This is a genomic window from Calothrix sp. NIES-2100 (assembly GCF_963875285.1).
Classification (GTDB): Bacteria; Cyanobacteriota; Cyanobacteriia; order Cyanobacteriales; family Nostocaceae; genus Aulosira.
Window position 1 is genome coordinate 2,371,451 of the sequence record NZ_CAWNLA010000001.1, and the last position, 12,524, is coordinate 2,383,974.

General features: G+C 41.8%; 11 protein-coding genes. 5 read left to right on the forward strand and 6 right to left on the reverse strand.

From position 1 onward, the window contains the following. Window positions 1-28: 28 nt before the first annotated feature. The 3 genes from AACU32_RS10190 to AACU32_RS10200 form a co-directional block, all read right to left on the reverse strand. Window positions 29-754: a hypothetical protein gene (locus tag AACU32_RS10190; protein WP_339377734.1), complete on the reverse strand. Its 726-nt coding sequence runs from the start codon at window positions 752-754 to the stop codon at window positions 29-31. A gap of 416 nt (window positions 755-1,170) precedes the next feature. Next, on the reverse strand, window positions 1,171-2,301 hold the full coding sequence (locus AACU32_RS10195) for an AAA family ATPase (RefSeq protein WP_096599457.1): 1,131 nt from the start codon (window positions 2,299-2,301) through the stop codon (window positions 1,171-1,173). Between the two features lie 255 nt (window positions 2,302-2,556). Then, window positions 2,557-3,348, reverse strand: coding sequence for an RNA ligase family protein (locus AACU32_RS10200; protein ID WP_096599458.1), 792 nt, complete (start codon window positions 3,346-3,348; stop codon window positions 2,557-2,559). 575 nt (window positions 3,349-3,923) lie between these two features. Here AACU32_RS10200 and AACU32_RS10205 point away from each other — a divergent pair. Further along, a complete protein-coding gene (locus AACU32_RS10205) occupies window positions 3,924-5,705 on the forward strand; it encodes a M61 family metallopeptidase (protein WP_096599459.1) in 1,782 nt (593 codons plus the stop codon). A gap of 323 nt (window positions 5,706-6,028) precedes the next feature. Further along, complete coding sequence (locus AACU32_RS10210) at window positions 6,029-7,858, forward strand: ATP-binding protein (RefSeq protein WP_096599460.1); 1,830 nt, start codon at window positions 6,029-6,031, stop codon at window positions 7,856-7,858. 36 nt (window positions 7,859-7,894) lie between these two features. On the opposite strand, the gene AACU32_RS10215 is transcribed toward AACU32_RS10210, so the two are convergent. Next, window positions 7,895-9,106 carry a WD40 repeat domain-containing protein gene (locus tag AACU32_RS10215; protein WP_096599461.1) on the reverse strand — a complete coding sequence of 404 codons (1,212 nt, stop codon included), beginning with the start codon at window positions 9,104-9,106 and terminating at the stop codon, window positions 7,895-7,897. Between the two features lie 166 nt (window positions 9,107-9,272). Here AACU32_RS10215 and AACU32_RS10220 point away from each other — a divergent pair, with 166 nt between their 5' ends. The 3 genes from AACU32_RS10220 to AACU32_RS10230 are packed head-to-tail and all read left to right on the forward strand — an operon-like array spanning window position 9,273 to window position 11,847. Continuing rightward, window positions 9,273-10,343: a WGR domain-containing protein gene (locus AACU32_RS10220; protein WP_096599462.1), complete on the forward strand. Its 1,071-nt coding sequence runs from the start codon at window positions 9,273-9,275 to the stop codon at window positions 10,341-10,343. Window positions 10,344-10,373: 30 nt separating this feature from the next. Further along, window positions 10,374-10,820, forward strand: a complete 447-nt coding sequence (locus AACU32_RS10225; RefSeq protein ID WP_096599463.1) for a hypothetical protein — start codon at window positions 10,374-10,376, stop codon at window positions 10,818-10,820. Beyond that, a complete protein-coding gene (locus AACU32_RS10230) occupies window positions 10,813-11,847 on the forward strand; it encodes a DUF6745 domain-containing protein (protein WP_096599464.1) in 1,035 nt (344 codons plus the stop codon). The genes AACU32_RS10225 and AACU32_RS10230 overlap by 8 nt, the downstream gene beginning before the upstream one ends. Before the next feature lie 3 nt (window positions 11,848-11,850). On the opposite strand, the gene AACU32_RS10235 is transcribed toward AACU32_RS10230, so the two are convergent. Together AACU32_RS10235 and AACU32_RS10240 are read right to left on the reverse strand one after the other, a co-directional pair. Further along, window positions 11,851-12,219, reverse strand: coding sequence for a clan AA aspartic protease (locus AACU32_RS10235; RefSeq protein ID WP_096599465.1), 369 nt, complete (start codon window positions 12,217-12,219; stop codon window positions 11,851-11,853). Further along, window positions 12,216-12,488, reverse strand: coding sequence for a hypothetical protein (locus AACU32_RS10240; protein ID WP_096599466.1), 273 nt, complete (start codon window positions 12,486-12,488; stop codon window positions 12,216-12,218). The genes AACU32_RS10235 and AACU32_RS10240 overlap by 4 nt, the downstream gene beginning before the upstream one ends. Window positions 12,489-12,524 lie beyond the last annotated feature (36 nt).

Here is a 12,524-nt window from a genome sequence, read left to right on the forward strand (position 1 = left end):
AAATAAATTTTCATGTAAATTGCTTTTCTCAATTCAAATTATTTGGCAAATGTCGCCAACGAAAGTGCCATATTGCTGTATTATATTTATGCTGATAAAAGCATTTCCCCGATGTCAAAAAATTAAAGGCGTGCCGAAGATAATCTAATTCTGTAAAATGCCAAATATAAGTCTGCTGGGATATGTTTAAATCAGTGCAGCAAACCATGAGTTCATGGAAATTACCTAGTGTTTTCACACTTACAAATATAGATAATTTATTAGGAATATTTGAGAAAATAATTTGCAGCAATTCTTCGAGTGCTATCAAAATAACGCGAATAGTATAAAGTGATTCAGGCGGCCATTCAGTTGGCAATTCCATTTGCAAATTTAATTCGGGAATGCGCGCTCGCCATTTAACTAGTACATGCTGAATTGCTAGCGGTAGACTGTCTTCAATATGTGCTGGAGACAAGTACTCACTCAGTTCTTTGAGAGAATGATGAAACTTCTCAATAGTTGCTAAGTAACATTGCTCTGGCATCTGTTGATACAGAGAAGGATTTAGTGAGGATATTTCTAACTGTCGTCGAATAACGAATGATTCTTGTAGCAAGTCATTGTGAATCATTTCTGCTTCCTGATACATTCTCATCCATTGCCTGCTATGCCACCAAATTAACGCTCGTTGTGTTTGCTGATGATATAGTAACAAACACAACACAACTATAATAGAGGTAATCAGAACTACAACAGATGAAACAATTAGCATGTGTGTATTTTAGAGAAGTAATTTTCTACAATCACATTAGTATTTAAGTTTCATGTAGAGGACAAAGATTACTTAGTTTACTTTGTTTTCATTTGAGGTAGATGGTAAGAAATAGCCAAGCTATTGGCATAAAAGTGCAACCATTATGACTAAAAATGAGTTATGTAGGATTGCTATCTGATTTTTTAAATACACTTAGCCCACCTGGGTTTTGGTGGGCTTAAGGTTTAAGTATACTGTTGAAATCTTGTCGTTCTTTGTCTTTTTCTGGTGAATTATAAAGACCTCACCCACCCAGCCTCCCTCTCCTATGAGGAGAGGGAGGAGTAAGAAAAATTAGGCTTTTTACTCCCCTCTCCTACGAGGAGAGGGGTTGGGGGTGAGGTCAAAATCCTGTGCATCTAACTCACGTCTTTTCAATGCACTATCCAATCTACTGTATGAGATTCGGTGATATTGGGAACTTCTAAGCGATGCTTTAACCGATAAAGTACTGATTCTGGGATTTTGGCAGTGCGATCGCGGTTTCTCCGTAACAGTTCTTGCCAAGATGTTTCTAAATACACGATACGAATGTTTGCTTGATAATTAGCAAACAGCCGAACCAGCATTGAGCGCAATTGCTGACTGATGTTGGTAGCATTCCAGACAAATGATTGTCCATTGCGCAGATATTCTTTAGCTAGAGCTTTAGCTGCATTTGCTACTACACTTTGGTCATCGTTAGGCTCAATACCCATTGTCTGCCGCAGTTTATCTAGAGAAATTACTTGCCAATCAGGGAGATTGTCTGTAATCCAGGTGTCTTTTCCCGCACCCGGTAAGCCTGACATGAGTACTACCTGAAACCGGGTATCATCGTATGCTTCATAGTCTGGGTTGCCATGTTCTTTTAGGAAATAAACAAACCGACTGTGGGCTGAGGGAAATATTCGCGGTTGGTGAAAGCAGTGATTTTCCTGACAAAATTCGCGGAAAAATTCGATACGTTCGAGTAATTGGGCTTGATCGTTGCAGTAACGCCCTTTTACGTCGGCTTCTGCTAGTAAAGCTAGTAAATCGCAACGGATAATTTGGCTAGCTTTGATAATTGACCGTTCGGGGTTGGGTTTGTCCCAAAACCATAGGGGTAGACTACCGTATTTTACCAAAGATGCGATCGCCTCTCGTTCTGGTAATGGTACATGCAAATCCCAGAGAATCTGCTGTGCCATTTTTGCACCTTGGACTACGTGACCTTTCGAGGAGATAGCACCATCAGCGGCGATTTCCGTGGCCGCAGGTTTGGCGACATCATGCAGTAAAGCTGCGGCAAATAGCAAGGAACGTTCTTTAGCTGGTAATGTCCGCCATTGGGGTAAGGCGACTAATGCCTCACACACTAATTTTGTATGAATCAGAACATTACCCTCAGCATGATAACGTGGATCTTGGGGACAATCAGCGAGCGATCGCAGCCAATCAAATTCAGCTTCTAATGCTGTCCAATTAATCGACCAATCGATTTCATTAGGGCAATGGGGGAAAGACCACATAGTAGAGTTCATAAGGGACTAGGGGCTAGGGGTTAGGGACTAGGGCGTGTTTTCAAAGTCGCCGTCACCCTACAAGGGTGCGGCTAGCTCTACCAAGTCCGCCTGCGCGGACTAGGAGAAATAAGGCTTTTTAGCCCACGCAGGTGGGCTTTGTTAATATAGCCTCAGGCTTTAGCCTGAAGGCGTTTGGGGTTTGAAAACACGCCCTAGGGGCTAGGGCACAAGGGAGACAAGGGGGACAAATGACCAATGACAAATGACAAATGACTATTGACCATTAAACAAATCAACATCTGTACGCAGAAGATTGGGTATAATTGGGCGGTTGAGCCAATGCCCATCGGATTGCTGGATGGTAGTTAAAAAACTGGAACGCACATATTTATAACGCGCAATTACCGTATCTTCTGGTTCAACTTTGATGTATAAACCTTCCATCAAGGAACTTTGATCAGTTTGTTTCAGGGAACGTTCAACATCAAGTCCTTGTTCTTGACAAATTTCGCCCAAATGTTGCAAATGTGCAGCAGTTTGATAATGGGACTTACCCACCAAAGCGATCATTTGCTGGTAAGATTTGAGCTTCCCAGTAAACAGCACGGGTACAGAAACCAAAGGTAATCCGCTGAGTAATTGCTGACGGCTTTTGGTGCTAAGAAATACTTGCTGTTGTAAATCCAGCACATCGTATTCTAAAAAGTAATGGGGTAAGGCATCATAGAATACTGTGTGCTTGGCGTATAGCCATTCACCAAAAACAATATAGCGACTTCCTAATATTTGCCAAAATGCACCAGCGTGAGTATGCGCCCACTGTTTGAACAAGTTAAAATGCTTTTCGCGCAATCCCCCTGTTAAATAGTGTCCCCGACTTTGCAGTCGGAGTTGACCATTAGCTGCAAAACTAATCGCCGCATTTGCACCATCAACTTTTTCTTCAATGACTACATACTGTTCTTTGAGTGCATCAAAGGGGATACAATCAAGGTCTTCATCCCCAGGTTGCGATCGCGAACCCTGTATATGATGGGTACGCGGATATTTATAAATTTGTTCCATGACTTTTCTACCTTGGTGACGGAAATAAGGATGAAAGATAAAGTTTTTACTTCACATCCTCAGTAGAAGCCGATATACAGCTTCTCATTCACACTTCATCCTTCAGATGACTGCAATCAAATAAATTTGTGACGAATCGCAACGAATCAGCAAATTTCTTAGATGCTTGATGTCATTATTTCTCTTGCGTAAATAATTTAGTAGTCAGGACTTTAGTCGTATATTTTGCAGCAATCAAGTGCTGACTACAAATGCATGAAAATTAATGACACAAACCACTAGATGCTTTGATCCAAGAATTGCTACCGTTCGTCATTAATCTAGATTTGATTGAGATGAGGGACTACATATGCCGTTACCTTAGTTTTCCAAGAGTAGTATTTTTATCATACTGATACTTCACCAGCTTGGGCAATATTTCCGGAAACTGTATCAGACTCACTCAAAAGCCAGTCAATTTTAAGCCAATTTCACGAATTTTTGCACGGTAGCACACCAGCATCAATGGTGCGTTAAGCTGTTGCTAATGACTGAAGATTTACTTTTAAATCGATTCTCAGAACTTAGGACTCAAGATGACTGAAGTAACTGCTCCTCCTCTAGATAGTCGCATTCAAGAACGGTTGCCAACAATACATTATCAGGTAGCAATGCCCCAACCAGAAACACATCTGTTTGAGGTGACTTTGCAGATTGTAGACTACCCTGCTGCGACTCTTGATTTAAAATTTCCTGTCTGGACACCAGGCTCTTACTTAGTGCGAGAATACGCTAAAAATATCCAAGATTTTACTGCTTTTGCTAACGATCAACCTTTACGTTGGTGGAAAAAAAGTAAAAATCATTGGCAAGTAGATAAAAGCAATGTTTCACAATTAACAATACGTTACCGTGTGTTTGCCAATGACTTATCAGTACGCACAAATCATTTGGATATAACTCACGGTTATTTTAATGGTGCGGCACTGTTTTTTAGACTACCAGGTTGGGAACAGCAACCAATTCGCGTCACTATTGTACCTCCCTACCCACAATGGGAAGTAACTACAGCGCTACCAACAGATAATCAAGCAGTGAATACTTTTTATGCTGCTGATTTTGATACTCTTGTCGATAGTCCTTTTGAAATTGGTAGTCATAATTTATATCAGTTTGAGGTTTTGGGCAAACCCCATGAATTAGCAATCTGGGGACAGGGAAACATTCAACCACAAAATGTCATTCCTGATATCCAAAAAATTATCGCAGTAGAAGCACAGATGTTTGATGGTTTACCCTATGACAGATATGTGTTTTTCCTACATTTATTTCATCAAGCTTATGGTGGTTTGGAACATAAAAATAGCTGTTCTTTAATCTATCAACGCTTTGGCTTTCGTAATCAAGACAGGTACGAGCGCTTTATGCAATTGGTAGCCCATGAGTTCTTTCATTTGTGGAATGTCAAGCGCATTCGCCCCAAAGCTCTAGAGGTTTTTGATTACGACCAAGAGAACTATACACAATCTTTGTGGTTCTGTGAAGGCACTACAAGTCACTATGATTTACTAATTCCTTTGTGGGCAGGAATTTATGATACCAAGTCATATTTAAATCATTTGAGCAAGGAAATCAGCCGCTTTCTCACCACACCAGGACGGAAAGTACAGCCGCTTTCTGAGTCGAGTTTTGATGCTTGGATTAAACTTTATCGCCCAGATGCTAACAGTAGCAATTCGCAAATTTCTTATTATTTGAAAGGGGCGATGGTTTCTTTGCTCCTAGATTTATTAATTCGCGCCAAGCATCGTAATCAACGTTCTTTAAATGATGTGATGCGGCAAATGTGGCAGCAATTTGGTAAAGCAGAAATTGGCTTTACTCCCGAACAATTAGAAGCCGTAATTGCATCGGTAGCCGACATAGATTTAGGAGATTTCTTTCAACGTTATCTGCATGGTACAGAAGAGTTACCTTTTAATGATTACTTAGCACCTTTTGGCTTACAATTGGTGGGTGATTTAGAAGAAGAACCATTACTAGGTGTGAAAGTTAGCACTGAGAATGGGCGGGAGATGATTAAGTTTGTGGAAGTGGGTTCACCTGCGCAAAAAGCGGGAATCGATCCAGGTGATGAGTTACTAGCCATTAATGGGATTAAGGTAACAGCAAATAATTTAAGCGATCGCCTCAAAGATTTCCAGCCCAAAGATATTATTCAAGTAACAGTTTTCCACCAAGACTTACTCCGTTCTGTAAATGTCACTTTAGCTGATCCACGGGCTACACGCTACCAAGTGATTCCATTACACAATCCTGATGCGGTTCAGCAAGAAAACTTAGCTGGGTGGTTGGGTGTTCACAAACATATTGCTTGAATTCCGTTCACTGCAATAACACATTAGGGAACTCCAAAAAATAAATTATTCCGCTTACAGTTGTTGACTGTTGACTGTTGACTGTCAACAGTCAACAGTCAACAATAACAATGGAATATTTGTGTATTTGGAAGTTTGAAAGAAATGTGGGATTAGAGGCTTTAGCAATGCTAAACCCCTACAGTTATGGGGCGACACTCAGCACTATTAAGATTGTCTGAGCCGAGAGTAACAGTAATCTTAACGTGTAAAAAGTCTGGAATACTTCGATTTTGTCACAGCAATAGGGAACTCTAATATTAAGTTTACTTTTAAAGGTTGCTATGGCTTTCCAGACTAAAGGCTATTTCCTAGTGTTAGGCGTAACAAAGTGGTTATTGCAGATTATCAATGGACTGAGTATTGCTAACAAAATTAAATTTGGATATGCGATCGCTCTTGGTGTAGGAATTTTTGGAACCACAATTGGCTTAGTTATGGGCGATCGCTATCAGCAACAGGCTTTGATAAAAGAAGAAACCGCTTTTAAGGAAATCAATATGCTTCATCGTTTGCAAGCCAGTATCCTGCAAACGCGCACCCATCAACAGCAACTCATTCCATTAATAGGAAACCCAGAACTGTACAAGGAAGAATACAGTCATATTACTCATAAGCATACGCCGGATATTAAGCAAGTTTGGTCGGAACTCCAAACTTACACTACAACTGCTGATTATCTCAACGATCAGCATACTGAAAATATTCCTCAGATGTTAGCAACTTATCAGGTTGTTCCAGAAACTTATCTCCAGCAACTTGCAATACTGCTCAAGCAACTTGATCTATCGCCACTCACTGAAGATAAAATTGCCACAGCACAAAAACAATTGTTGAAGTTTACTAACAGTGAATTGGCACTTAAGTTTGATGGATTATCTGATGATTTGGTAGAAGTTATCGCTGCTTCTTATCAAGACTTAAAAATAGCAACCAAAGAGTTTCAGGCAGCAGAGAAAATACGCATTCAAATCATAGTCGGTAGTATTATATTATCAGCAGCGATCGCAACTCTGTTAGCCTGGTTAACAAGTCGCACTATTACTCGCCCTGTGCAAACACTCACAAATATGGCGCAGCGGGTTACCAAAGAATCTAACTTTGATTTGCAAACGCCGGTGACATCAACAGACGAAGTAGGCATACTTGGTGATGCTTTTAATCAACTTTTACAACGAGTTAAAAGTCTCTTAGAAGAACAAAATTTAGCTGCTTTGCGTCAGCAACAATTGCAGGAATCCCAATTGCTTCAAAGTGAGAAAATGTCTAGCTTAGGACGAATGGTAGCTGGTGTTGCTCACGAAATTAATAATCCAGTAAATTTTATTTACGGTAATTTAGAACCTGCTATTAACCATGTAGAAGATTTATTAGAATTATTGCGACTTTATCAGCAAGAAATTCCCAATCCACCGCCAGCAGTTGAGGATTTCGCCGCTGAAATTGATGTGGAATTTGTAGAAGAAGATTTACCCAAAGTTTTGCAATCAATGAAATTTGGTGCCGATCGCGTCCGCCAAATTGTCTTGAGTTTGAAAAATTTCTCCCGTTTGGAAGAAGCCGAAGCCCATGCGGTTAATCTGCACGAATGTATTGATAGTACGTTACTTATCCTCAATAACCGGATTAAAAAAGGAATTACGGTTGAACGGAATTATGGCGATATTCCTCATATTGAAGGTTTTGCTGGCTCACTCTATCAGGTATTCATGAATATTATTAACAATGCGCTGGATGCATTGGAAGGAAAGCAAAACACTCAAGAACCACCCAAAATTGCGATCGCTACTGAACGTCAAGACAACAACTGGGTAGTTGTGCGGATTGCAGATAACGGTTCCGGTATTCCCCTAGAAAATCAAGCAAAAATTTTTGAAACTTTCTTTACCACAAAACCCAGAGGTGTTGGTACGGGAATGGGACTTTCAATTAGTTATCAGATTGTAGTTGAGAAACACCAAGGACAACTCACCTGTAAATCTGAGGTGGGTAGGGGTACAGAATTTATTATTTCTCTCCCCATTCGCTTACAACCAGCTGAAGCATCATCTGTTTTAGCCAGTTCCAGTTTATACCCCAGTTGCGAACTACCCGAAAAAATAAGTATTGGATAGATGAGTTTAAGGTGTAATTGCCAACAAGACACCCTGCTATGCGATCGCGCGAATACCAACAACATTAATCACAAACTCTTGTTGTGATTTCGAGTTAAAGGCAGCCAAGTTTCCATCAGGACTGAAAACTCCGGGCAAATAGTAGTCCCGATCTGACAACTCGCTAATTAATCTATTGCTGCGGGGATTCCACAGCTGAATTCGCTGTTGTGGTTGGTTGGTGATTTCGGCGGTGAGAGGTTTGTAGGGTAAAAATAAGTTGAGAGGTAGAGAATGCAATTTTTCCCCAGTTTCGATACTCCATTCTGTGAAAAGACTTGATTTTTGAACAATGATTCTTTTTCCATCGGGGCTAATTAATGCGTGAGTTACACCAGGACAGGTTAGAGTGTGGAGTTGCTTTCTTTGCTGTAAATCCCAAACTTTGACGACTTTCTGAACATGAATATAACTAATGGCATATCGACCATCTGCACTAATATCAACATGGCTATACCAGGCAGAACCCTCGAAAGCATAGGATTGACCAGACTGGAGATCCCAAACCTCGATTTCAGGGCTGTTTTTTTTGCTACCAACGACCAGAGTTGAACCATTCTTGCTGATCGCGAGTGACTTTACATGGGTTGATCGCCCTTTTAAAGTCCGGATAATCTCTCCCGTGGTTAATTTTCGTTGACGAATATTGCCATCTGAATAGCCGACATAGCAAGATTGCCCATCAGGGCTAGCTGCGATCGCCGTACTAAACCTTAAACCATCCTCAAATCCTGTTAAGGTTTGCACTAACTCACCGCTTCTCAAATCCCAAATCTTGACGCTGTTATCAAACAAAGCGACTAGCAACTGTTGACTATTAGGCATGAAGGCAAACTCAGCCTCGTACAAACCCCCATGCGCACTATAACTACCTTCAACCTTGACCAGAGGCTCAAACAAATGGTATGGCATATTCTGGAGCAGAAACTCTTGAACCTCTGGTTGTGGTTGTTGTCGCAATATCATGTACGCCAATCGCTGAAGATATTCTGTTTCGTCCACTAATGCCTGTTTTAACAAGTCCAGTCCAGATTTTCTACACTTCTGGTTAAATTGTTGAAGTGCAGCGTATTGTTCGGCAGACAAAGGGCTGGCTAATCTTTGTATTACCCCTTCTATTCCACCTAAGACAGCTGCACCACTCATCGGGGAAGGCGACTGACCCCCTAGAACAACATCAAATTCCGTCGGCTGTTGGCTATCTGGCATAGGAAAAGTTGAATGTCTCTATTCAAAATAGTTTGATTTGGTTATAACAGAACAGAAACCAATATCTGTAAGCAAAGCTACTGAAGACTTAAATTAGGCTAGAAAAAATACTGATGCTTTCAGGCTGGCAAACAACTCGCATTTTTCCTCAAAGAGGAGCAGTCACATGGCTAGGGAAACGACATATCTGGAGCTTTCTGATGGTAAGTCGCACAAGTTCTATGAGGTGACAATCAATGATGTAGAGGTAACGGTACGCTATGGGCGAATTGGCGATGCAGGTAAAACGACTGTGACGGCTTATGATACTCCCCAAAAAGCACAGGTAGAAGTTACAAAGCTGGTTAATTCTAAGCTGAAAAAAGGCTATGAACGGGCACAGAAGGGCGATCGCACTAAGCAACCAATTTCTCGAAGCGATCGCCGTTTGGCGCGGTTAAACCATCTCCGGCGCACTGGCTGGAAACCCTTGATTAAACCTACTCTTGATGCTCCCTTAGCATCTAAGTATCTCGGTAAACCTTGGCTTAGTCCTGGTGCAACTCATCCTCATTGTTCTAGCTGTGGAGGTGCGCTAAACTTTCATTTGCAACTAAATCTGCAAGAATTACCTGAAAGCTTGCAAGGCAAATTTGGCACTGGACTATTTCAACTATTTACCTGTTTGTCTTGCTATGTACAATTTCCCCAAATTGTGGCGCTTCCTGAATCAGCATCAACACGATCAGAGGTGGAAATTAGTGCTGAAGATGCTGCAAACCTCAGTAAATGGGCACCCTATGTAATTCAACATAGTTGCATTGATGACTTTCATGGTCGCTATATGCTGCAAATTGTCGGATGGCAACCCTTTGATGACTATCCTTTTTATGAGGAAGCACAGGAAACCTACGGTACAGAATACAGCGAATACGAAGAAATGTTGATATTCCATGTTGATGAGCAGGATTGTGAATACTACGAGGAAGACGACCCCGACAGACCTACACCAGTAGATATTCAATTAGCTTGGAATAGAACAGCAGATAAGCTTTCGGGGTGGGGCTACTGGGGACAATCTGTAGAGCATCAGTATTGTCGAATCTGCGGTCAACCCATGCAACTCTTCTACCAACTCGGTCACGGTATTGAATACGAAGGCTATCTTGGATTGGAATATGAGACTGATAATGTCTGGCTGCTGTTTCAGTGTGCCGAACATAAAGAACAATTTAACTGCTATTGCAGTGCGTTTTAGTCATTGGGCATTGGGCATGGGGCATGGGGCATGGGGCATTGGGGATTTGTCAAGAACGCAACCGTCAACGGTCAACAGTCAACACTCAACACTCAACCGTCTTCTACCTTACTTATTAAAATACCTATGCATTTAAGTGTAATCATTGCATTACTGCTGCTGTTCTTGGGGCCATCTCTATGGATTGGCTATCAGGCATTTATGAGATTTGGCGGAACGTGGATGTTGCTGTTGCTACCGATCGCCTGGTTGGTTGGTTTGTTCATGGGGGCGATCGCGTCCATGTTCGTCACTGGAATACTCGAATGGCTAAGTAATCTCAACCAGCCACCTGCTGAATCGGGTTCAATGGGTGGGGTGGCATGGCTGGGTATCTGGTTGGTTATAGCATTAATAACTAGCCCATTTTTTGCCGCCGTCTCTACTTGCCTAACTGCAAATTTCTTATTGCCTGCATTGAGGAGATATTATGGCTGAAAATTTGTCATCGTCAGAAAAAGAACTCATTATCTCTCAAACTCAATCTCAGTGGCGGAATATCAGCAGCACGCCTCTGGATTTAGAGCAAGCAACAATTGCAATTCAAGCATTGTATAAATTTGCCGGGTTGGCGCAACCCGAAGTCCAGTTTGTTGCGAGTCCAGCGGCGGCGAGGGAGAAGGTTGAGCAACAAAGTATGCAGTCTGACTGTATGTTATCTGAGTTATGGGAGGTGTTGCGCGAAGATTTGTGGCGTAGGCTTAGCCCGTCGCAGACATCGCTCTCTAGTAGCTTAGGAACATTGCAAAATGAATTAACCCACAGTATCAAAAACCCCCTATCTGAGTTCTGGGAAGGCTCTTTTGGGCGCATTATGTTGGATGGATTAACTGAAGTTTTGGGAGATTTTTTAGCAGATTGTCTGTTACCAGAATGGGGTATTTGCTGGGCTGCAATGTTTACAGCAGCACATCGGCTGGGAGTTCCGTTAGAGCAAGACAAATACAATCTGTTTTGCAACTATATGCGACAGGTTGGTTGGCTGTTTCCTTACGAAGGAGTAGCGATCGCAATTCAACGTCCTATAATTCGCTTTAATAGCGTAGGGGAAATTCATGGCGAAGGAATCCCTGCAATTGAGTTTCCTGATGGCTTCGGTGTCTATGCCTATCAGGGAATCAATCTGCCAGAAAAGTATGGTAAACTCCACCCAACAAACTGGCGTGGTGAGTGGTTGCTAGAACAACGAAATGCGGAACTGCGGCGAGTATTGATTCAAGGGATTGGCTATGAAAGGATTTGTCAAGATTTGCAAGCTAAGGAATGCGATCGCTGGCAAGATTACACTTTACTGCAAATTGAGTCTCAAGTTGACGTTGAACCAATACATTTACTGAAAATGACTTGTCCCAGTACTAACTTTATCCATGTGTTGCGAGTCCCACCAGATCTCAATTCTGCCCGCGAAGCCATTCGCTGGGTAAATTGGGGAATTGATCCGACTGAGTTTGCTGTTCAAAGCTGATGGTTACAAAATTTCATCTACCAGAACTGTACCACCCTCACAGAAATCTATGCCCAGATGATAATCTGACAAAAGAGCAGTACCAATTAGCGGACGACGACCCATCGCTAAAACCGGAATCTCACGTTCTATCCCATTCCAGAAAATTGTGGCTTGATGAACGTTCGTTACTATATGGGAATTGTCAGCCAAATTAGCTCTCATGGGAGCCAGATAAACTAAATCAAGGTCAGTAATTACAGCAGATGGCAAAGTTAAAAATCCTTCAAAGCCTGTATCGACGACACACTCAATTTCTACTGGGGGTCGTCTCGGAGGAAGAATAATTACACCTATACGCGCCTGACGCCCAACTACTGTCCCCTGTATCACTGCGCTATTCTCACCAACGTACCACCCACCGCATAAACGGCATCATAACCAATCCGCTCTGTCCAGATGACAGCATTAGGTTGTTTCGCTTGCAAACGATGGCAAGACACAACTAAATCATCATCAATTTCATAATCGCCACTGTCAATATCAATAGAGATAATTTTGCCAATATTCTCTGGTATCTCTACTTGATTCCGGATACTTCTTTCGTAGAGTTCTCCGCCTTGTTGCGCAATTTCTTCTTTGCTGAGTTGAGGATGAGCCATATCAGCAACCTCCTTTGTTCAAGTTGCTAGATTTCT